Annotated in this window: 23 protein-coding genes; 13 read left to right on the plus strand and 10 right to left on the minus strand. The window is 65.1% G+C overall.

Annotated features, from left to right (window positions below):
- The first annotated feature begins 131 nt into the window (after positions 1–131).
- Complete coding sequence (locus OIE68_RS13580; RefSeq protein ID WP_327099738.1) at positions 132–1,682, plus strand: acyl-CoA carboxylase subunit beta; 1,551 nt, start codon at positions 132–134, stop codon at positions 1,680–1,682.
- A 206-nt stretch (positions 1,683–1,888) separates the two neighbouring features.
- Here the strand turns inward: OIE68_RS13580 and OIE68_RS13585 are convergent, their stop codons facing one another.
- The 7 genes from OIE68_RS13585 to OIE68_RS13615 all read right to left on the minus strand — a co-directional run bounded on the left by OIE68_RS13585 (position 1,889) and on the right by OIE68_RS13615 (position 9,196).
- Positions 1,889–2,497, minus strand: coding sequence for a hypothetical protein (locus OIE68_RS13585; protein ID WP_327099739.1), 609 nt, complete (start codon positions 2,495–2,497; stop codon positions 1,889–1,891).
- On the minus strand, positions 2,494–3,141 hold the full coding sequence (locus OIE68_RS13590) for a helix-turn-helix domain-containing protein (RefSeq protein ID WP_327099740.1): 648 nt from the start codon (positions 3,139–3,141) through the stop codon (positions 2,494–2,496). Before OIE68_RS13590 ends, OIE68_RS13585 begins: the two co-directional genes overlap by 4 nt.
- A 55-nt stretch (positions 3,142–3,196) precedes the next feature.
- Positions 3,197–4,039, minus strand: coding sequence for an SAM-dependent methyltransferase (locus tag OIE68_RS13595; RefSeq protein WP_327099741.1), 843 nt, complete (start codon positions 4,037–4,039; stop codon positions 3,197–3,199).
- A 136-nt stretch (positions 4,040–4,175) separates the two neighbouring features.
- Positions 4,176–5,117, minus strand: coding sequence for a helix-turn-helix transcriptional regulator (locus OIE68_RS13600; RefSeq protein ID WP_327099742.1), 942 nt, complete (start codon positions 5,115–5,117; stop codon positions 4,176–4,178).
- A 113-nt stretch (positions 5,118–5,230) separates the two neighbouring features.
- Entirely contained in the window at positions 5,231–6,256 is a 1,026-nt protein-coding gene (locus OIE68_RS13605; protein WP_327099743.1) for a fused (3R)-hydroxyacyl-ACP dehydratase subunits HadA/HadB, read from the minus strand.
- A 97-nt stretch (positions 6,257–6,353) separates the two neighbouring features.
- The gene (locus OIE68_RS13610; RefSeq protein ID WP_327099744.1) at positions 6,354–7,757 is read right to left on the minus strand and encodes a lipase family protein; all 1,404 of its coding nucleotides are present in this window, start codon (positions 7,755–7,757) and stop codon (positions 6,354–6,356) included.
- A 260-nt stretch (positions 7,758–8,017) separates the two neighbouring features.
- Positions 8,018–9,196: a lipase family protein gene (locus OIE68_RS13615; RefSeq protein ID WP_327101659.1), complete on the minus strand. Its 1,179-nt coding sequence runs from the start codon at positions 9,194–9,196 to the stop codon at positions 8,018–8,020.
- A gap of 360 nt (positions 9,197–9,556) precedes the next feature.
- On the opposite strand from OIE68_RS13615, the gene OIE68_RS13620 reads away from it, so the two are divergent.
- The 5 genes from OIE68_RS13620 to OIE68_RS13640 all read left to right on the plus strand — a co-directional run bounded on the left by OIE68_RS13620 (position 9,557) and on the right by OIE68_RS13640 (position 12,074).
- Entirely contained in the window at positions 9,557–9,829 is a 273-nt protein-coding gene (locus OIE68_RS13620; RefSeq protein ID WP_327099745.1) for a hypothetical protein, read from the plus strand.
- 125 nt (positions 9,830–9,954) lie between these two features.
- A complete protein-coding gene (locus tag OIE68_RS13625; RefSeq protein WP_327099746.1) occupies positions 9,955–10,455 on the plus strand; it encodes a DUF2599 domain-containing protein in 501 nt (166 codons plus the stop codon).
- Positions 10,456–10,504: 49 nt separating this feature from the next.
- The gene (locus tag OIE68_RS13630) at positions 10,505–11,200 is read left to right on the plus strand and encodes an SDR family oxidoreductase (RefSeq protein ID WP_327099747.1); all 696 of its coding nucleotides are present in this window, start codon (positions 10,505–10,507) and stop codon (positions 11,198–11,200) included.
- Positions 11,201–11,232: 32 nt separating this feature from the next.
- On the plus strand, positions 11,233–11,535 hold the full coding sequence (locus OIE68_RS13635) for a putative quinol monooxygenase (protein ID WP_040700936.1): 303 nt from the start codon (positions 11,233–11,235) through the stop codon (positions 11,533–11,535).
- Between the two features lie 311 nt (positions 11,536–11,846).
- Complete coding sequence (locus OIE68_RS13640; protein ID WP_327099748.1) at positions 11,847–12,074, plus strand: hypothetical protein; 228 nt, start codon at positions 11,847–11,849, stop codon at positions 12,072–12,074.
- 53 nt (positions 12,075–12,127) lie between these two features.
- On the opposite strand, the gene OIE68_RS13645 is transcribed toward OIE68_RS13640, so the two are convergent.
- Complete coding sequence (locus OIE68_RS13645) at positions 12,128–12,766, minus strand: TetR family transcriptional regulator (RefSeq protein ID WP_327099749.1); 639 nt, start codon at positions 12,764–12,766, stop codon at positions 12,128–12,130.
- 54 nt (positions 12,767–12,820) lie between these two features.
- Here OIE68_RS13645 and OIE68_RS13650 point away from each other — a divergent pair, with 54 nt between their 5' ends.
- Complete coding sequence (locus OIE68_RS13650; RefSeq protein WP_327099750.1) at positions 12,821–13,489, plus strand: class II aldolase/adducin family protein; 669 nt, start codon at positions 12,821–12,823, stop codon at positions 13,487–13,489.
- Entirely contained in the window at positions 13,486–14,433 is a 948-nt protein-coding gene (locus OIE68_RS13655) for a carbohydrate kinase family protein (RefSeq protein WP_327099751.1), read from the plus strand. The genes OIE68_RS13650 and OIE68_RS13655 overlap by 4 nt, the downstream gene beginning before the upstream one ends.
- Before the next feature lie 6 nt (positions 14,434–14,439).
- Here the strand turns inward: OIE68_RS13655 and OIE68_RS13660 are convergent, their stop codons facing one another.
- A complete protein-coding gene (locus OIE68_RS13660; RefSeq protein ID WP_327099752.1) occupies positions 14,440–15,327 on the minus strand; it encodes a helix-turn-helix transcriptional regulator in 888 nt (295 codons plus the stop codon).
- Positions 15,328–15,415: 88 nt separating this feature from the next.
- Entirely contained in the window at positions 15,416–15,640 is a 225-nt protein-coding gene (locus OIE68_RS13665) for a DUF397 domain-containing protein (RefSeq protein WP_085998535.1), read from the minus strand.
- A 362-nt stretch (positions 15,641–16,002) separates the two neighbouring features.
- On the opposite strand from OIE68_RS13665, the gene OIE68_RS13670 reads away from it, so the two are divergent.
- The 5 genes from OIE68_RS13670 to OIE68_RS13690 all read left to right on the plus strand — a co-directional run bounded on the left by OIE68_RS13670 (position 16,003) and on the right by OIE68_RS13690 (position 19,852).
- Positions 16,003–16,800 carry an SAM-dependent methyltransferase gene (locus OIE68_RS13670; RefSeq protein ID WP_327099753.1) on the plus strand — a complete coding sequence of 266 codons (798 nt, stop codon included), beginning with the start codon at positions 16,003–16,005 and terminating at the stop codon, positions 16,798–16,800.
- Positions 16,801–17,003: 203 nt separating this feature from the next.
- On the plus strand, positions 17,004–17,240 hold the full coding sequence (locus OIE68_RS13675; protein ID WP_327099754.1) for a hypothetical protein: 237 nt from the start codon (positions 17,004–17,006) through the stop codon (positions 17,238–17,240).
- A gap of 191 nt (positions 17,241–17,431) precedes the next feature.
- Positions 17,432–17,629 (plus strand): hypothetical protein, encoded by a 198-nt coding sequence (locus tag OIE68_RS13680; protein ID WP_327099755.1) that lies wholly within the window; start codon positions 17,432–17,434, stop codon positions 17,627–17,629.
- 445 nt (positions 17,630–18,074) lie between these two features.
- A complete protein-coding gene (locus OIE68_RS13685; protein WP_327099756.1) occupies positions 18,075–19,334 on the plus strand; it encodes a helix-turn-helix domain-containing protein in 1,260 nt (419 codons plus the stop codon).
- An 83-nt stretch (positions 19,335–19,417) separates the two neighbouring features.
- On the plus strand, positions 19,418–19,852 hold the full coding sequence (locus OIE68_RS13690; protein ID WP_327099757.1) for a CBS domain-containing protein: 435 nt from the start codon (positions 19,418–19,420) through the stop codon (positions 19,850–19,852).
- Positions 19,853–19,920: the final 68 nt, after the last annotated feature.

Raw genomic sequence — 19,920 nt, forward strand, 5'->3', positions numbered from 1 at the left:
CCGGTGAGCCGTCCCATGACTAAAGTTGAGTCCCTGTGCTGCGGGTCCTACACCCGATAGCATCGAGCGCCTTGTACCGTTCGGTGAATCCGGACAGTACAAGGCGACTAGTTCGAAGGATGGCACCCTATATGAGCGGCACGCGAGAAAAGCTCGAGGAACTCCGGGACATCCTGGAGCTCGCCGAGGAACCCGCTGGCGAGACCGGCATCGCGAAACGCAAGAACAAGGGCATACCGAGTGCGCGCGAGCGCGTGCGCATGCTGCTGGACCAGGGCTCCTTCGTGGAAATGGGCGCGCTGGTGCGGCAACCGGGCAGCACCGACGGCATGTACGGCGACGGTGTGGTGACCGGCCGCGGTTACATCGACGGCCGGCCGGTCGTCGTCATCGCCCACGACCAGACCGTGCACGGCGGTTCGGTCGGCGAGATGTTCGGCCGAAAGGTCGCCGCCGCAATGGAATTCGCGCAGGAGAACGCCTGCCCGGTGGTGTCTGTCAACGATTCCGGCGGCGCCCGCATCCAGGAGGCGGTGACCTCGCTGGCCTGGTACGCACTGATGTGCCGACGCCAGGAGGACCTGTCCGGCTTCGTGCCGATGGTCGCGGTCATGCTCGGCAAATGCGCGGCCGGTTCGGTCTACGGCCCGGTCAATATGGATGTGCTGGTCGCGACCGAGAAGTCGTACATGTTCGTCACCGGTCCGGAGGTGATCAAGGGCGTGACGGGCGAGGTGGTCAGCGCCGACGATCTCGGTGGCGCTGCCGCCCTGCAGGCCAATGGCACGGTGCACCATGTCGCGGCCGACGAGCAGGCCGCCTTCGACTGGGTCCGCAGCTATCTGAGCTACCTGCCGTCGAGCTGCCTCGAACAGGCTCCGGTGGTGAATCCGGGACTGGAGCCCGAAACCACGGAACACGACCTCGAGCTGAACTCGATCATTCCGGATTCCGACCGGTCCGGTTACGACATGCACGAGGTGCTGCTGCGAATCTTCGACGACGGCGATTTCCACGAGATCAGCGCTGGTACCGCCGCGAATCTGATCACCGGATTCGCCAGGGTCGACGGTCGCAGTGTGGGCGTGGTCGCCAATCAGCCGCAGGTGCTCGGCGGCGCGCTGGACGGACTGTGCTCGGATAAGGCGGCATATTTCATCCGGCTGTGCGACGCCTTCGGCCTGCCGCTGATCTTCGTCGTCGACACCCCGGGTGTGCTGCCCGGTCTCGAAGAGGAACGCAACGGCGTCATCAAGCGCGGCGGCCGGTTCTTCCGCGCGGTCATCGAGGCCACGGTGCCGATCGTCTCGATCGTGACACGCAAGGCCTACGGCGGCGGCTATGCGGTGATGGGCTGCAAACCGCTGGGCGCGGACCTGGCGCTGGCCTGGCCCACGGCACAGATCGCGGTCATGGGTGCCGAGAGCATGGTCGGCATCATCGGCCGCAGGCAGCTGGAGGCGACCCCGCCCGACCAGCGCGCCACCGTGCGCCAGCAGATGATCGACTTCTACAACGCCACCGTGGCCACTCCGTGGACCGCGGCCGAACGCGGCTACATCGACGCCGTCGTCGAACCGTCGCAGACCCGTCTGGAGATCCGCAGGGCGCTGCGCCTGCTGCGGGAGAAGGGCGCGGTAAGGAAGCACAACCCGCGCAAGCACAGCCTCTTCCCGGTCTAGTCGTCGGCCCGTTTGTGTTGTGTCACAGCACAAACGGGTATCGGTGGTGTGATATCAGATGTTCGTTCGCTCGTCGCGCGGCCCGATACCGCTCTGCCCTAACGTCATCCGTGCCCGACCCGTGTTCGCCGCACGACGGCCGGGTACGCGGCGTGCCCACCGAGAGTGTCCCTACCCACTCCGAGTGGGCGCGCCGCACTTGAAAACTAGGCCTGATCCGGACGCGTCCCGTGGTTGCCCCAAATGCGTTCCACCGTGGCCCATTCGGTCTCCCACAACCGGGCCCTGCGCCGATCGAGCGCGCGGCGCAGCAGTGCGTATCCGCAGCCGAAGCAGACCGCGATCCCGAAGACCATGCCGGTGGTGATCAGCAATGCCTTGCTCAGTGCCCGGGTGTCCGACGGCGGCTCGGTGACCTTGCCCGTGCCGTCGAGCCAAATCTTCACCGTGGCACCGGCTTTCATCACTCCGGTGGCCTGGTAGTCGCTGGTATGCGTGACACCGTCGGCGTCGCGCCATTGCACCCGAGCCGGGGTGATGGGCGCGTAGAGCGGCGCTTTGCCGACCTCGAGCACGGTCGCGTCGACCTCGTGTAACTGCGCCGCTTCGGCCCGCGCGATGCGGTCTTCGGTCTGGTAGATCCGGCCGCCGACCGCCATCGACAGCAGCGGGGCGATGATCAGGAACAACAGTGTGAGCACCGCGGCGACCACCAATTGCAGGCGATCCTCGCGGCGGCGCATCGGATTTCGATCCAAGCCGACCCGGCGGCAGGTGCGGCGGACAACGCACGGTGACCCGGTTGCTGCGGTCATGACGATGACACCTCGCTCTGGAATTCAGCTGTCAGCCCGTTAAGGGTGTCGAAGAATGTGTCGACGAGATCGGGGAGTCCATCGGTGTCCGAACCCGCGCCCCAGACCTGTAGTGCGGCGATGAGCAGGCCGGTCCCGGCAGCGACGGCTGCCTCCGGACGCCGGTCCACCGCGGGATCGACATCGAGTCTGGCGGCGATGATCCGCACGGATTCGCGCTGCCCCTCGAGACGGATGCGCTGATAGCCCGCGGCCAGCGTCGGTTCCGCCTCGAAGAGTTGGAACAGCGCCCAGCGCCGAGCCAGGCGCGCCCCTTTCGCACCGGTGTGTTCGGTGGCCAGCCAGTCGTGCAAGGCATTGCGGTAGGCGACCAGCGGCGACTCGCCCAGGGGGCGGCGGCACAGCGCCTCGTTGAACAGGTGCACGTCCTGGTCGATTTCACCGAGTACGGCATCCTCGATGGAGGAGAAATGACGACTGAAGGTCCGCCGGGTGACCCCGGCGCGTTCCGCGATGTCCTCGACGGCCACCGAACCCAACCCACGCTCGTTGAGCAGGTCGAATGCGGCGCGCGACATTGCCGCGCGACTGCGGAGCGTCCGCAGCCGACGGCCGTCGAGGTCGACTTCGTCGTCGATACCCATATCGGCAGTCTACGCCCTATTGTCCCACCGGGACATTAGTTCGGTGTGATTCGTATCAGGGCTTTCGTGCCAGCCCGGTGACGATGAGCTGCTCCCAGACGGTGAGCTCGCGCCCGGAGCTGCCAACCGACGCTGCGTCACCGGCCGCCACGTCCGGCCGCCACTGCGCCGACGGGACGATATCGGGTTCGAGGACTTCGAGGTCGCCGAAGAGGACGCGGATCTCCTCGGTATCGCGCCAGCGGCCGCGGCCGAAGGTGGCCTGCAGCTTCTGTTCGGCCGCGGTGGTCTCCGGATTGTGCCCGGATCGGAAGTGCGTGATCAATACGTGACTGCCGGAAGGAATCTGGTCGTTCCAGAAGCGCACCACAGCAGCCGGATCCTCGTCGTCGTTGAAGTGGTGCAGGATCGAACTGAAGATGACGCCGACGGGCTGGTCGAAATCGATCAGCCGCACAACATCCGGATGATCGCGGATCGATTTGGGATCGCGAGCGTCGGCCTGGATCACCGTGGTGTTCTTATCGGTAGCCAGCAGCGCGCGACCGTGTGCGAGCACAATCGGATCATTGTCGACGTAGACCACCCGAGCGTCGGCGGCGTACCGCTTCGCGACCTGATGCACATTGTCGGCCGTCGGCAGGCCGCTGCCGAAGTCGATGAACTGCCACATGCCCGCCCGGGCCATGTCGCGCACCCCGCGGATCAGCGCCTGCCTGCTGGTGAAGGCGATCGCCACCGAACCAGGCAGGTTCACCTTGAAGTGATCACCGATCTCCTGGTCGACGAGGTAGTTGTCCTTACCGCCGAGCAGATAGTCATAGACCCTGGCGATACTCGGTTTGCTCTGATCGATCTCCCGGTCGAGCCGAGTTGGCGGCGCAGCATCGTCGGTCATTGTCAACACCTTCGTCCACGGGACCTGTGCGGTTCCTATCCTATGAGACCCGGCATCACACCGTACGCACTTGACGAACCCGACGTGGCACCGCACCACGCCGAGTTCGATTGTCCCGCTTATTGTTTTCGGCGCATCACCGCGAATCGCCCAGCGCGGCCGGGTGATCGAGCGTCTCCGGATGCCGTTCGCACAGGGCGCGCAGCAATCCCGGGGTGTACTCCGGTGGCGCGGCATGCACCGATAGTTGATTGGCCACCGCGCGATACGCGTCGAGGTCGGCGGTCTTGTCCAGATACAGCGCACTGGTGAGTTGCTGCAGATAAACGATGTCGGGAAGATCGGCTTCGGCGAAGCGCAACATGGTGAACGCACCGTCGGCCAACGCCGGACCGCCGACATGATCCGGCAGCACCTGCACGGTGACGTGCGGCTCCTCGGTGATGCGCAGCAAATATTCGAGCTGAGCCCGCCACACCCTCGACCCGCCGATCGGCCGACGCAACGCCGCCTCCTCGACGATCAGCCACAGCTGCGGTGGATGCGGGCGGCGCAAGATCTCTTGACGGCGCAACCGCAGCGCGACCCGCCGCGCAATCGCCTCCGCCGATTCGGCCGGATGCGCCAGGGCCAGCAATGCCCGTGCATAGTCGGCGGTCTGCAGCAGCTCGGGTATCGCCCTCGGCTCGTAGCCGCGGATCAGCTTGGCGGCCTGCTCGAGTCCGAGATAGGTGTCGAACCACTTCGGCAACCAATCGCTGTCGCGATGCCACCAGCCCGAGGCGTTGGCCTGGCGCGCGAGCTCCCTGAACTCCTCGCGCTCCTCCGGGTCGGTGACACCGTAGAGCGTAAGCAGATCGAGCAGATCGCGTTCCCGGAAACCGGTGCGCCCCAATTCGAGTCGGCTGATCTTGGAATGCGAACCGCGGATCGCCTCGCCCGCATCCTCGCGGGAGATGTCACAGGTCTCGCGCAACCGTCGCATCCGGCTGCCGAGCATCATCCGCAGCACGGTCGGTCCACCGTCGGCAGCAGGGTTCTTGCCGGAAAATGAATGTCGCACTTCCGAAGCACGCATTCGATGAGTCTGCCATGAAATAGCCGCAACTCTCTAGAACCAAAATGCCCTATTTCCACAAGTATTCGTACATCTGCAAGTACATTCCGCAATATCTGCGGCCCAGCTTCGGTTCAGCGCAGCAGCACCTCCGCGCTGGCCCGACCGAACAGCTTGCGCCCGTCGGAGACTGCCGTGAGCGCGATGGTCGCCGCGCGACGATCCGGATCCAGCGCCTTGACCCGGCCGTGGAATTCGACCTCGCACTGCCGGGTGGCCGAGACCGGGGCGAATCCGGCGAACCGCACACCGTATTCGGCGATCGCGGCCGGATCGCCGAGCCAGTCGGTGAGATAGCTCGCGCCGAGACCCATGGTCAGCAGGCCGTGCGAGACCACACCGGGCAGTCCCGCGGCGATCGCAACATGCTCACTGAAGTGGATCGGATTCGAATCACCGGATACCCCAGCGTAATTCACCAGATCACCGCGCGAGAGCGGGACGACGCGGGTCGGCAGTTCGGTACCGACCTGCAGCTCGTCGAACGCGATGCCGCACGGCACCCGCACCGGGGGCTCGTCCAGACCGTCCTCGGGCAACACCTCGTCGAAGCATTCGACGATGCCGCCATCCAACGCATGCTCCGGCCGCCGGGTCGCGTCCTGCCGTTGGCGCAGCGCCTCGCCGCTCATGATGACGCCGTCGACCGCGGTAGCCAGTTCGGTGGCGACCTCGGCGCCGGTGTGGGCCACCACGGTGGTGTGCGCGGTCTGCAGCAGTTCCTTGTACTGGTTGGTGAACACATTCCGGATGACCATGAAGTCCATATCGCCGAACTGCCGGAACGATTCGACATAGGTGTCGCAGCGCAGTTGGTCACCGGCGACGAGCGGCCGGTGCGCCCGGATGCTCTGCTCGGTCTGCAGCACCTGGCTGATGTCGTAGCCGGTCAGCACCGAATCGAACATCTTGCGCTGGAGCAGCAGCAAGATGATCGAGGAAAACGTGGGCGGTGCGATGAGCCCATCGAAGCCGAGCTCCCATGCCGCGTCCTCATGCCAGTGCGCGGGGTGGAAGTCCCGAACCGCACGGGCGAATTCGCGAATTTTCTCCCGTCCGACCTCGTAATGGTCGGACATCCGATAGTGGCGCCCCACCATCGCGCTAGCTTGTTCGGATCCACTCAAAACCGTCACGTTTCATACATCGCGACCCCGATACCAGGTGCAACACCAATAGCTCATTGCCATAAGTCTCTCAACATTCATCGGGCGCCGCCACCCCCTGCAGGCGCTGATCCAGCCAGATCATCGCCTCCGGATAGCCGACACCGCCGGCGATGATGTGTTCACCGAGGACGCTGCGATACACCGCCGAGACACCGAGGCCGCACTGCTCCTGGTAGAGGTTGCGCGCGCCCTCGGCCGGAATCCAGAATTCCTGCTCACCGTTGTAGATGTAGAGCGGTGTCGCGGACTTCATGCCCGGCATGCGCGTCACGTCGTAGATCTCGGTGGCGACCTCGGAATGCAGCGGATCCGGGATCTTGGCGGCGATATCGATGGGCAGCATCAGCAACCCGACCGCACCGAATACACTGCCGCACAAGTCTTTCAGCGGTGACGTCGCCGCCCACTGCGCCAGGTTGTTCATGCTGGCCAGGATCTCCGGGCGCTCCCGGCCGACGCCGAAAGTCGCGGCCAGGAAGACCCCCGAGGCGAGGTTGCCGTTCATGCTGCGCCCGAGGATTTCGTAGTCGGCGGGCACACCGCCGAGCGCGGCACCGACGATCGATCCGGCCAATTCCGGAGCGTAGCTGTCGATCAGCTTCACCGCCCCCTTGGTGGCGATGGCGCCACCGGAGTAGCCGGTCATACCGAATCGGCTGTCGCCGAATTCATCGGGGCGCAATCCGCGCACCGCGCGGATGGCATCGAGCACGGCATGTCCGGCGACATAGGGCTCCGCGTAGGCCATCCACGGTCCCTCGTGATCCGGAATCAGCACCGCGTATCCGCGCAATGCCGCCAATTGCGTTGTAGGCGGCAGGAAGTCGGTGATGCTGGTATTGCGTGACCAACCGTGCGAGAAGGTGTAGCCGGGAGTGCAGTCCCGACCCAGCGCATCGATCGGGAGGTTGTTCACCACGACCGGTCGGCTACCCGGACCAGGCCATGCGGTGGCCGGAATGATCAATGTCGCAGTGGCATACGAGGCCGTGTCGCGCGAATCGGTGGTGCGGTATTTCAGCAGCAGCGCCTGCCGAATCGGCACCAATACCAGCGGCGCGGCCGTCGCGCTGACATCGCGCACCTCCACGAGCTCGCCGGGCGCGTAATCTTCCAGATTCGCCGGCCACGCGTCGAAGGTCGGATCACCGATGGCGCTCGGCGCCGAGGCCTGGCGCAGGGCGGCTAGCGCCGAGGACAGGGTGGTGGCCTCCTGCACCGGACCGGACAGATGCGGCCCGACAGTGATCGGCGGCGGCGGGATGACGCTATCGATCCACTTCTGCAGATCCGGCAATATCGAACCGGCATCGGTTGGGATCGGCAACGCGGGCAGGCCGGGAATAGCGGGCGGCGGTTCGGCCGACGCCTCCCCCATCGCGACCGGACACACGAGCAACAGCACGAAAACGATGACACGCAGGCACTTCATTTGGCACACGCCCCAGGGTGCGACGTCGGGTTCCCTGGCGCCCGGGTTTATGGTGCCTTCGACCCCGAAATGCCCCTGAGTGCCGAGGCCAGAAAGTCAGGCTAACCGAGGGAACTCGCGCGGATACCCCGCCGTGCTCGAGTTGTGTGTGTCACGTCGCCGAATCGCAACAATCCGAGCCGAATCCGCTTGTCCAGCAACACGGATCCGGCTCGGTCGTGCTCCGGCATCCGCCGGATCGCACCAGTTCGTGCTCATTCTCAACAGTTGCTCGGCGCTACCTCCCCTCGGAATCGCGCGTCCAACCAATTCAGCGCCGTCGGAATGCCCAGGACCGCGGCGGTGAGATGGTCGGGTACCGGGATCTGCTCGGACTGCACCCGCGCCCCGGCCGCGCACCAGCGCTTATCGGTATTCACCACCGCATCGACGGGAATGAGTCCGTCGATCGGCGAATGCCATTCGAAGATCGGCGTTTTCGGCACACCGTCGTAGAGTTCGAGGCTGTTCTCCTCGACCACCGCGCGTGCGGTGGCATCGTTGATCATCGAGGTCGACTTCGCGAAGTCCAGTGCCCCGCGCCCCGCGCCCGTGGCCAGGATGTCATTGGTGCAGCTATTGGCGATCGCAGTCCGTGCGACGAGGCCGCGCTCGTTGAGTTGGTCGCTGAGCGGGAAGCGGTCGGGATACTCCCGCTCCAGGCCGAGCCCGGCCGCAAGGGCGAGCCCGAAGACCGGATGCGAGTTGAGGCCGAGGGTCTCCAGCATGGTCACCAGATTCATCGGCACACCGCCCATCGCGGCCCCGGCGATCTCCACGTCCGGCGCGTACTCGGGCGCCAGCGCGGCCGCCCATGCGGTAGCCATGCCGCCGCCGGAGTACCCGACCATCGAGACCGGGCTCTTTTGCACCTGCAATTCGGCGACCTGCTTCACCGCTCGGATACCGTCGAGGGTGATCATGCCGCCCAATTTGGCCGCGCCGTAGGCGAAATTCGGACCGAGGTGGTCCGGCAGCGCGACGCTCCAGCCGCGCGAGAGCAGCGCATTCCAGCCCGGCGCCTCTCGGACGATGAGGTTCGGATCGCCGGTGTAGAGCACCCGCGACACCGAGCACTCGGCGCCGAGGCCATTGATGATGTGCTGATAGGAGAGCAGGGGGCCGTCGGGGGCGTGTGCCTTCGGAGTGAGCACCGTGGTGGTCGCCGCGATCGGCTGACCTTCGGAGCTGGTGGAACGGAAGCGCACGACGGTGACGGTGGTATCCGGGAAGATCGCCAGCGGGGGCATCACCCGCGTCGCGATCACATCACCGGGTTTCTTATCCGCCAGATCGGGCGGGGTCGCGTAAAAGGGATCGGGATCAGGGGTGGGGTACAGAGGTGTGGTGTGGGCGGCGCCTGCCGCCGCCGTCAGCACCATCAGCAGACCGATCGTCATGGCCAGCGACTGCTTGCCGATCGTTCGAATCACGGCGCCGACTGCGCGAATCGGTCTACGTAGGGCCTGTCTCATCGACGTATTGCCTCCGGGAGAGAGTTTGGTCCGACGTTGGGAACATAGTCGACGGCGATCGTCGCGAAGGCAAAGGGCAAGCGAAATGTTTTGAGAAATCACAACTCTCGGGTGCGCAAACCGTGGTCGGCGGTCCGGCGCCTTCGTGACTGTCTCCGATCGCGAGGTGTCGTGTCTGTGACATGTCCAGCCGATCGGCCGGACCATGTTCTGCACCATGGTGCGTGACTTACCGTCACACCTATCGACGCGGCGAGTCGAGTCGAGTCGTAAGGAGACGGTGGCATGGACGGCACTGTGAAATCTGGAACGGATTCCCCCGAGCGAAACTCGGCGTATCCGATGGATATCCAGGAGCCACCGACGCGACGGGTCACCGTCTACTTCGACGGTCCGACCTCCGAGGACGCACTCGTGCTCGAGTACGCCGCTACCCGTACCGAGGCCTGGGAATTCACCTCGGCCGCGCTCAACGCCGGGCTCACCGTGACGGTCGACAGCAAGGTGCGACCGGGACTGCGCCGACTGCCGTGCCGCTCGCTGTGGCACTCACCGTGACCGCGGCGTCGCTGCCGTAAACCGTCGCTGCTGTCAAACACTGGGCTGCCACATCCCGGTATGGCTGATGCGCCGCCGCACGATGACTACTCTCGGATGGTGGACACCATGCGGGAGGATCGACGTTGACCCAGCGGAATACCGAATGGGCACGATGGGGTGCCGCGCTGCTGTGCTGCGGCGCGCTGGTCCCGGCCATCGCGGCGTGCGGCTCCGACGAGACACCGTCGGCCGTAACGACAACCACGACGACGCCCACGGCCGCGCCCGTATCCACCAGCCCCCTCGCCGCGCTGCCGAGCGTCGATCCCTACGCAGGTATGCCGCTCATCGACCACACCACCTGGACCGAGGGCGTCGACGGTGCTCGCCTGCTGGTCTACCCCACCGAGGCCGGACGGCGCGAGGCCTTCCCCGATACCGAGGAACGGGCCTGGCAGGAGGTGCTCACGCACTCCCCCGACGCCGATACGGCCGGTATGCGTGACCAGTTCGTCTGTCACTGGGTCTGGGCCCGCATGGTGCAGCCCAACAAGGAGAGCTGGAATCTGGAACCCTGGCGTCCGGCCGTGGGCTATCAGGCCACCGTCCAGGCATCGTGTAATCCCGGAGGACCCGAACGCTGACCATTTCGAGCGATCTGCAAGCAATCGCTACGGCCTGAAAGGACCCCAAATGCGCGTCGTCATCGCAGGCGGACACGGGAAGATCGCGCTACTGCTCGGCGAAATACTCACCGGGCGCGGCGACGAGGTCGAGAGCCTGATCCGCAATGCCGACCATGCGGACGAGGTCGCGGCCACCGGCGCGCGACCGGTCGTCTTCGATCTCGAGCACAGCACGGTGGCCGAGCTCGCCGCCGTCGTAAAGGGTTCCGATGCGGTGATTTTCGCCGCAGGCGCCGGGGCGGGCAGCGGAACGGCCCGCAAGTACACGGTGGACAAGGGCGGTTCGGTGCTGTTGGCCGATGCCGCCGAGGCGGCCGGCGTCCGGCGGTTCGTGCAGATCTCCACGATGGGCGCGGGTAAGCCGCCTGCCCCCGGCACCGATGAGGTCTGGGCCGCCTATATCGACGCCAAGACCCAGGCCGAGGACGATCTGCGCGCCCGCGATCTCGATTGGACGATCCTGCGCCCCGGCCGGCTGCTCGATACCGCCGCGACCGACCGAGTCTTACTGAGCACGCCACCACTACCCTTCGGCAGCATCGCCCGGGCCGATGTCGCCGCCGTCCTCGCCGAAATTCTGCACGCGGCACAGACCACGCACACCACTTTGGAGCTCGTCGCAGGCGACATTTCGGTAACGCACGCGGTCTCCGAGATCGGTAGCCAGTCGGTCGCCGAAGGCGGTGCCACACTTACCGATTGATATTTTTCGCCGCTAGATTGGAGAACATAGCCGTGTTCAGCCGTATCACTTCCCTGAAGCTGCGACCCGGATCCCGCGGTGAATTCCTCGATGTGGTCAGTCGAAGTGCCGCCGCATCGGTGCGCGAGGAACCCGGTTGCCTGCGATTCGATGTGTGCGCCGACCGGGTTGATCCGCACCGGTTTTTCCTCTACCAGGTCTATATCGATGAGGAGGCCGCCGAAGCGCACCGTTTCACCGAGCATTTCCTGGCCTGGCGCTGCGCGGCCGACCGATATGTGGAGCCCGGCACTCAAGTTCACTACAGCACCGATGTCGTGATCAATGCGAAATGATCGCGCCGAATTAGCCCCGCATCCGCGCCGGTTCGCGGATGATTAGCAGGTGCGAAAACCTAACTGCGAAGGCACAATCGATCGTGCAGATGTGCTTGCATATGAAAGGCACACCGACCTAAACTCAGTCCCGCAAGGCATTACAGGGGACAACCAGGGGAGGCCGCGTGGGTGAACCAAGGGCGGATGTCGCCAGAGGTTTGCTGCCGCCAGACGTCAGGGGCGTTCGAATGGACCAACCACTTCACGGCGGCCGGCTCGGAATCGCCGAAGCCGCACTGGCCGACCAGCCAGCGAACGGTATAACAACTATGAGCACACCGTCGACCCGAAGCGGACAACGCAGTACCGCGTACTCGCGAGAAACCGCAGTCGCCTTCGTCATCGATGCCGTCGAGTCAACCGGTGCGGCCACTCGACATGATTTCGATATCGACCGGATCGTCACCACCGCGCACGCGATGGCCGACGACTGGGACCTAGAGACCCTGCAGCCGACGACCTTCTGGCGCATCGCCTCCAGCTTCATCAAGCAGTAACCGGCAAGCGCCGACCACTGCGGCCAATGATGTAGCAGCGCAACCGAATTGCGTTACGCCTCGGTCGGCGATGCCCACTGTGCCGTATAGGCCCGCAGTGCGACCTTGGCCTCGCGCAACAGATTCGGATCGCCGTCGGGATCGGATCGGAATGCCTCCTGCAGGACCGCATCGCCCATGAGATGGGCGGCGCGGCAGGCGATATCGAGTCCTTCGATATCGGCGACGGCGCCTTGGGCGAGCATGACCTCCCGCAGCGTCACCGCCATCCGGCGTTTGTGCTCGCGATCGGCTGCCCGGGCAGCCTCGTTGAAATCCTTGCCGAACCACAGCGCGCGGAAGCCCGGCTCGTCCCGGTAGACCTGGGCGAACGCGTCCACCAGCACGCCGATCGGATCGTCCCAGCGCTCGGCGCGCGCGAGCTCGAGCAGCAGGGCGGCCTTGGCCTCCAATTGCTCGATATAGGCCGCGGCGAGGGTTTCGATGACGGCCTCGCGATCCGGCAAGTACTGATACAGCGAGCCAACCGAAATCCGTGCCGCCGCAGCCACTCTGATCATGGTCAGCGCCTCGACGCCCTCCGTGGCGATCAGGCGATCGGCCACCTCGAGCACCCGCGCCAACCGCTCCCGGCTGCGCGCCTGAATCGGCACGCGGCGCAGGCCCGCCTCGGGTAGTGCACGGATCGGCACGGATTACCTCCGAACGTAATGTGAATCATATTCAGGTTTGGGTAGAGTATCCGGATGACCACCATCGCACCAACCGAACGCGCCGAGGTAGCGGCGGCCTGTCAGCGCCTGGCCGCACAGGGGCTGCTGATCGGCACCGCGGGCAATGTGAGCCTGCGGTGCGGTGATCTGGTCGCCGTCACGGCCACCGGTGCGGTGCTGGCGGAGGTCATAGCCGACGACGTCACGGTGGTCGACCTGGCGGGTCAGGTGGTCGCGGGACGCTACGCGCCGACCTCCGAATTGGGTTTGCATCTCGACGTCTATCGCACCTACGCCACGCAGGCAGTCGTGCACACCCATGCGCCCAAGGCGACGGCCATCGCCTGTGTGCTCGACGAACTGCCGGTCATCCATTACCAGCAGCTGCTGCTCGGCGGTGCGACCAGGGTCGCCCCGTTCCATCCCTTCGGCACCGTCGAACTCGCGGATGCGGTGCGAACGGCGTTGCAGGGCAGGCAGTCCGCGTTGCTGGCCAATCACGGCGCGGTCACCATCGGCGCATCGCTGGACGACGCCGCTGAATCCGCACTGCTGCTGGAATGGGCCTGCGCGCTGTATCTGGACGCGATGACGATCGGCAGGCCGCGCGAACTCACCGAACAGCAGCAGGCCGCGGTCGTCGAGGTGGCACTGCGCACCGGATACGGGACCCGCAAACCGCTGGATAAGGACACCGAATGAACGTAATCGCCTTGGGCGCACATGTTTTGGATATCCTGGTCCGCCCTGTCGCGGCCATACCGGACGGGCAGCAGACCGCACTGGTCGAGGACATCCGCATCACCGCGGCGGGTACGGCCGCAGGTACCGCGCTGACACTGGCCAAACTCGGCGCGAGCGTGCGGACCGCGGGTGCGATCGGAGCGGACACCTCCGGCGATATCCTGCTCGGGCTGCTCGCCAAGGCGGGCATCGATACGAAACTGGTCGTGCGCAAGGAAGATCAGCCCACCTCGTCGTCGGTGCTGCCGATCCGCCCCAATGGCGAGCGTCCCAGCCTGCATCTGTTGGGTGCCAACCCCTTCTACACCCTCGACGATGTCGATTGGACCGCGATCGCCGCCGCCGACCATCTGCACCTCGGCGGTCCGGAACTGATCGGTGCGGCAAATGCGGCGCGAATCCTGCGGCACGCCAAGGACAATGGCGTCAGCACCTCCGTCGATCTGATCGCACCCGGCGCACTCGGTAGCCTCGACGCCATCGCCGAAGTCCTCCCGCATACCGACTACTTCCTCCCGAATGACGAACAGGTGCTCGGCTTCACCGGCACCACCGACCTGGTGGCGGGTTGCGAGGTGCTCGAGGACGCGGGCGCTTGCATCCTGGCGGTTACGCGGGGCGCCGACGGCGCCCTACTCGTCGGCCCCGACAACTATCAGGACATTCCCGCGTTCGCCGTCGACGTCGTCGACACCACCGGGTGCGGTGATGCCTTCTCCGCCGGTTTCATCCGTGCGATCGCACTGGGCCGGAATCTGCGTGCCGCGGCGATCCTCGGCAATGCGGTCGCCGCACTGGTCGCCCGCGGACTCGGTAGCGACCACGGGGATTTCGATCTCGCCGCCGTGGATGCGTTCGCAGCCGAAACACCCACTATCGACCCGAACAAGCCGGGTCGATAGCGATATTCAGGCGTTCTTGGCGTACTCGGCGAGGATCTTCAGCGACTCGCCGGGCGCCTCGGCTTGCACACTCAGGCGGTCCATGACCGAGAGGTACAGCGCCAGATCCTGTTTCCGATCCAGGTACAGCGCACTGGTGAGATGTTCGAGATAGACGATGTCGGGCAGCTCGGTCTCGGCGAAACGCAAGATGCTGAACGAGCTACCCGCAGCGGCGTGTTCGCCCGCCGAGTACGGCAGGACCTGCACCGTGACATTCGGAAGTTCCGCCAGCTCGATGAGGTGTTCCATCTGCTCGCGGTGCACCCGCGAGCCACCGACCGGCCGATGCAGCGCGGCCTCGTCGATGATCGCCCAGATGATCGGCGGCTCGGCTCGGCGCAGCACCTCCTGCCGACGGATGCGGACCTGCACGCGGCGGTCCATATCGGCGTCCTCGTACCCGAGTGACATTACGGCCCTGGCATATTCGGGCGTCTGCAGCAACCCGGGCACCAGGTGCGCCTCATAGGTACGGATCTTGGTCGCGGCCTGCTCCAAGCCGAGGTAGGTGCCGAACCAGGACGGCAGCAGATCGCTGTAGCGATGCCACCAGCCTGGTTCGTTCGCCTGCCTGGCCAGATCCAGGAAACGCTCCCGCTCCTCGGCGTCGGTGACGCCATATAAAGTCAACAGATCGCGGATATCGCGTTCCTTGAATCCGGTGCGCCCCAACTCGAGACGACTGATCTTGGCGTGTGAACCGCGGATGGCGTCACCTGCGGCCTCACGAGTGATGCCATTCTTCACCCGCAGGTCACGCAACTGCCCGCCCAGCGCGATCCGCAATACGGTCGGACCACGTTCCACTACAACCGATTGCACACGACCGTCGTCATCGGGTTTTGCGATCATGAAGTCATCTCCGATACTCGGGTTTGACCACAGTGTGTCACAAATACCACGTTTCGAAACACACCGCACCGATCGCCTATGTTACCGCTCAGCTAGTCAGGTCGTCGAACTCCCCGGCCTTCGCGCCGCGCACGAACGCGTCGATCTCCGGTCGAGTGTAGAACAGGATGCCACCTTCCGGGTCGCGTGAATTGCGAACGGCGATCGAACCATCCGACGCCTCGGCGACCTCGACGCAGTTACCGCCCGACGGACCGCTGAACGAGCTCTTGCGCCACGCGCCTTTGATCTTGGGTGTACCGGTGTCGAACATCTTCCCCACTCCTCGGCTGCTTCCAGTGTGAGATGTACGCTCGAGCGGCTTTGCAGATGCGCGCTCAAACGTTCTTGCATTTGCACCTACATCTGCAAGATAGCACGAAGCTCCCTCATGCGGCACAAAAGAATTCAGACCTGCCGGTCCCCTTCGTGACCCCTGTTCAACGCGTTACGCGAGTGCTGTACGCGGCTGCGCCCGCTGCGCCGGAAATGCGTGACCGACTACTCGATCCCGCAGCTCGATTCGATACGAATCTTGTACTGTCACAGTGCACATCGGCCGTGCCAGCCAATCGCGACACCCGCCGCCTGAGCAGTCCGGTTCACCGTTTATCAGCTCGCCGAGGAGTCCAGCCCATGTCCGACGATCAAACCCCGCTCATCCGGACCGACATCCCGCATTCCGCGCGCATCTGGAACTACTGGATGGGCGGCAAGGACTATTACGAAATCGACCGGATCGCCGGTGATGCCGGCGTCGAGGTGGATCCGGACATCACCACCATGGCCGTGCAATCGCGTCAGTTCCTCATTCGCGCGGTGCGTTACCTGGCGGGCGAGGAGGGCATCCGCCAGTTCCTCGATATCGGCACCGGCCTGCCGACCATGCAGAACACCCATGAGGTCGCCCAGGGCGTCGCGCCCGACTCGAAGGTCGTCTATGTCGACAACGATCCTCTGGTCCTCACCATGGCGCGGGCGCTGCTCACCAGCACCACACCCGAGGGCGTAACCACTTACGTCGATTGCGATTACCACGATCCGGAGCAGATCCTCGCCGACGCCCGCAACGTGCTCAATTTCAATGAGCCGATCGGCGTGATGTTCATGGGCGTGCTCGGCCACGCCAAGTCCTACGACGAGTTGCTGCGCATCGTGCACACGGTGCTCGCCGCGGTGCCGTCGGGCAGCTTCCTGGTCATGTGGGACGGCACCGACGACAGCAAGGAGTATGTGACGCTGTGTGAGAACTACACCGGCACCGGCGGCGCACCCTATGTTCCCCGACCCCAGGCCGAAATCCGTGCCGTATTCGACGGTTTGGAACTGGTCGAGCCCGGATTCGTATCGATCACCCAGTGGCGCACCGATGCTGCCGAGGTCGGCGAGGCCCGGCCGATCTCCGCGTACGGCTCGGTCGCGCGCAAGCCCTGAAGCGCAAGCGGCACAACGGCGGTCATCGGCCACTCGGTCGACGACCACCGTTCATTTATCTATTGGTCGTTCGTGCAAATGTACTTGCATCTGTAAGTGCCGACAGCCTAAACTCGGAACCAGAATCGGGGAGTTACGCAGGGAGTTCGCGCCGGCGTCACCACAACCACCTCCCCATCCGGCAGACGCGAGGGGCGGTCGAGATGAGTACGCCATTCCGAACTCCGCGCGGGGCCACGATCGCCGGCGGATCCGGGATCGATACCCTGCGGCAATGCTCGGCGCCGGAGCATGCGCCACTCGATTGCGGTGTCGAACCGCGCGGCCTCACCTATCGGCAGGCCCGCGAGATCCTGCACTTGCACGAGGTGCACGGCCCGCAGTGCCGCCAGTGGCTTGCCGCCGCGGCCTACCTCTCCGCCGGACTGGACGACGAATAACGTTCGACCCCAACGGCTCCACTGGCACAGCCCCAAATCGCTTCGCACGCAGCGATGTTCGTACAGGTGTACTTGCATCTGTACGACACGCCGCTCTAAACTCTTGCGCGACAAGGGAGTTTCGCAGCCGAGGGCCCGTGCCGCTGTCGTCACCGGGATCTCTCGGCGCCAGAGCCACAGGGGGCATTCGCATGAATCCACCACGCGCTGCCGGTCGACTCGGGATCGCCGATGTCGCCGCGGCCTACGGCACCGACGCATTGCAGCGACGCATCGCCGAACTGCGAGCCAGTGGCCAGCACTACGCCGCCATCGCAATCGAACACGAAATCCGCAGCGGCGCAGTGGTAATCGATGCGGAGCTGCGGAATCAGCAAGGCGCAGCCTAGATTCCGCTGCCCCCGCCATTGAATCGGGGGTTCAAGGCGCACACGAGGTTCGGTTGTGCGGCCGGTCGAGTGCTCGCAGCGCAATGGATACCGTGCGCGGCGAGTACATCGTCGTCAGGTGATCGAGCATGTCCTCATCGCAGCCGTCCTGGAGGATGACGTCGTGCACCGTCGCATCTGGATCCGCGGCACGACGGCGCAGGCCGATCACACGCAAACGTCAGCCCAGGCCGATGTTAAGACGGCTGGTCACGGATTTTCGACAACTCGCGCCGGGCGCCGGAGCTTCCCACCACTGCACATGGCCCGCATGCGGACAATGCACAACGTTGCCGCGCCGCAATAGATTTCGCGTAGTCTTCCCTGGTTCATAACCATTTCGTATAGTGATGCAACGATTCGGGCGCAGATCTATCACGTCCGATGTGGCACTGGAGCGACGCGTATGACCTTCTCCGCGCTGGATCTGTCCGTCGACCCGACGGACCCTGTCCTAGAGATCGGCGGCCAGCCCGCGTCGATTCCCCTACTCAATACCGACCGCGTCGCCTCGCGCATGGTCGGTTACTTCGCGACCTGTATGGCGCCGTGTCGCACGCTGCCCGGCGAGCAGCTACGCGGCGATGTCACCAAGCTGACCCGCAGCTGCCTGGCATTGGCCGCCGAAATGTTCGACAAGCGTACGGTTCCCGGCGAGGAACGGCTCGGCGAGGTCAGGGAGGCGGCGGCGCAATGGGCCCGCGAGGCGGTACCGCTGGGCACCATCCTGCGCGCTTACCACGAGGGGCTGCGCATCGCATTCGGACTGGTGACCGCGCGCGCCAAGGCCGACGATATCGATGAACTGCTGGTTGCCACCGACCTCATGCTCGAACTCCTGGAGGCGATCACCGCGGCGGTTTCGGACGCCTACGTCGAAGAACAGCATCTCGTCGCGCGCGAACACCAGACCGCGACGCAGACGCTGGCTTCGGCGCTGCTGAGCGGTCGCGGCAGTTCCGCACTCGCCCGCCAGGCCGGCATCCCGATCGCCGACTCGTATCAGGTGGTCGCGCTATCGATTCCCGAACATCCGGACGAGCGCGATCCACGCGTCGACAGCCATGTCGCCGCCCGCAGGAAACTGCGCCGCCTGCAATCGGAACTGGCCACCACCTTCGAATCCCGGGTGCTCGCGCTGCTGAGCACCAAGGGCGGCACGCTACTGGTCCCGATCGAGGACGATGCACCGGTCCTGACCGCCGAAACACTGCAACTGCTCGCCGAATCCGCCGAGGTCGCACTCACCGCCACGCTGGTCACCAGCGAGACCGACCAGATACCCGACGCCGCCGATCAGGCCCACGAACTACTCAATCTGGTGCGGGTCGGCGGACGCAATCCTGGCCTGTACCAGATGGCCGACCTGGCCGTGGAGTACCAGCTCACCCGGGGTGGCCCGGCCACTCGACGCATCGCGACCATTCTCGATCCGCTCGACGCCCATCCCGAACTGTTCGACACCATGCGCGCCTACCTGGGCAACGATATGAATCGCCAGCTCACGGCGCGCCAGCTCTATGTCCACCCGAATACCGTCGATTACCGGCTACGCCGCATCGCCCAGCTGACCTCGATCGATCTGGCCACCTCGGCAGGCATCTCACAGGCCGCCATCGCCCTGCTCGCGCGCGATCTGGACCGCAGCGTCGCCCGACGGCTGTAGATTCAGCCTGATGCGGATTTGTGCTGGTCACGAGATCACAAAGGCGTCATCCTAGTAGTGCTGCGACCTCTGGATGGTGGAATATGCGAATAGCGGAGATCTTGCACAGGAAGGGCAGCGACGTGGCAACCGTCGCACCCGAGACCACGGTACGGACCCTGCTCGGCACGCTCGCCGAGCACAATATCGGGGCGGTGGTGGTATCGCCGGACGGCAACCGGATCGCCGGCATTGTCTCCGAGCGCGATGTGGTGCGCAGTCTGCACGCGCGCGGCGCCGCGCTGCTCGATACGCCCGTCGCGGAGATCATGACCGTCGATGTGCGCACCTGCGCGCCTGACGACCTGGTCGACGGACTGCGCGGCACCATGACCGAGCACCGCGTCCGACACCTGCCCGTGGTCCGCGACGGCCACCTGATCGGCATCGTCAGCATCGGCGATGTGGTCAAGAGCGCGATCTCCGAACTGGCCACCGAACGTCAGCATCTGGTCGAGTACGTACAGGGGCAGTACTGAACTGTCGCGGATATCCGCGACAGGGCCCTTGGTAGCTGCGGCTTGCCGAAAGACGTTGGCTACGAGAA

The organism is Nocardia vinacea (assembly GCF_035920345.1).
GTDB lineage: Bacteria > Actinomycetota > Actinomycetes > Mycobacteriales > Mycobacteriaceae > Nocardia > Nocardia vinacea_A.

What these genes read in the sequence shown, in the direction of transcription:
- OIE68_RS13650 (WP_327099750.1), top strand. Translation starts at nt 12,821, where the DNA reads ATGACCACCATCGCACCAACCGAACGCGCCGAGGTAGCGGCGGCCTGT.
- OIE68_RS13685 (WP_327099756.1), top strand. Translation starts at nt 18,075, where the DNA reads ATGACCTTCTCCGCGCTGGATCTGTCCGTCGACCCGACGGACCCTGTC.
- OIE68_RS13670 (WP_327099753.1), top strand. Translation starts at nt 16,003, where the DNA reads ATGTCCGACGATCAAACCCCGCTCATCCGGACCGACATCCCGCATTCC.
- OIE68_RS13615 (WP_327101659.1), bottom strand. Translation starts at nt 9,196, where the DNA reads ATGACGATCGGTCTGCTGATGGTGCTGACGGCGGCGGCAGGCGCCGCC.
- OIE68_RS13595 (WP_327099741.1), bottom strand. Translation starts at nt 4,039, where the DNA reads ATGACCGACGATGCTGCGCCGCCAACTCGGCTCGACCGGGAGATCGAT.
- OIE68_RS13580 (WP_327099738.1), top strand. Translation starts at nt 132, where the DNA reads ATGAGCGGCACGCGAGAAAAGCTCGAGGAACTCCGGGACATCCTGGAG.
- OIE68_RS13690 (WP_327099757.1), top strand. Translation starts at nt 19,418, where the DNA reads ATGCGAATAGCGGAGATCTTGCACAGGAAGGGCAGCGACGTGGCAACC.
- OIE68_RS13610 (WP_327099744.1), bottom strand. Translation starts at nt 7,757, where the DNA reads ATGAAGTGCCTGCGTGTCATCGTTTTCGTGCTGTTGCTCGTGTGTCCG.
- OIE68_RS13655 (WP_327099751.1), top strand. Translation starts at nt 13,486, where the DNA reads ATGAACGTAATCGCCTTGGGCGCACATGTTTTGGATATCCTGGTCCGC.
- OIE68_RS13640 (WP_327099748.1), top strand. Translation starts at nt 11,847, where the DNA reads ATGAGCACACCGTCGACCCGAAGCGGACAACGCAGTACCGCGTACTCG.
- OIE68_RS13665 (WP_085998535.1), bottom strand. Translation starts at nt 15,640, where the DNA reads ATGTTCGACACCGGTACACCCAAGATCAAAGGCGCGTGGCGCAAGAGC.
- OIE68_RS13675 (WP_327099754.1), top strand. Translation starts at nt 17,004, where the DNA reads ATGAGTACGCCATTCCGAACTCCGCGCGGGGCCACGATCGCCGGCGGA.
- OIE68_RS13680 (WP_327099755.1), top strand. Translation starts at nt 17,432, where the DNA reads ATGAATCCACCACGCGCTGCCGGTCGACTCGGGATCGCCGATGTCGCC.
- OIE68_RS13605 (WP_327099743.1), bottom strand. Translation starts at nt 6,256, where the DNA reads ATGGTGGGGCGCCACTATCGGATGTCCGACCATTACGAGGTCGGACGG.
- OIE68_RS13585 (WP_327099739.1), bottom strand. Translation starts at nt 2,497, where the DNA reads ATGACCGCAGCAACCGGGTCACCGTGCGTTGTCCGCCGCACCTGCCGC.
- OIE68_RS13600 (WP_327099742.1), bottom strand. Translation starts at nt 5,117, where the DNA reads ATGCGTGCTTCGGAAGTGCGACATTCATTTTCCGGCAAGAACCCTGCT.
- OIE68_RS13660 (WP_327099752.1), bottom strand. Translation starts at nt 15,327, where the DNA reads ATGATCGCAAAACCCGATGACGACGGTCGTGTGCAATCGGTTGTAGTG.
- OIE68_RS13630 (WP_327099747.1), top strand. Translation starts at nt 10,505, where the DNA reads ATGCGCGTCGTCATCGCAGGCGGACACGGGAAGATCGCGCTACTGCTC.
- OIE68_RS13590 (WP_327099740.1), bottom strand. Translation starts at nt 3,141, where the DNA reads ATGGGTATCGACGACGAAGTCGACCTCGACGGCCGTCGGCTGCGGACG.
- OIE68_RS13620 (WP_327099745.1), top strand. Translation starts at nt 9,557, where the DNA reads ATGGACGGCACTGTGAAATCTGGAACGGATTCCCCCGAGCGAAACTCG.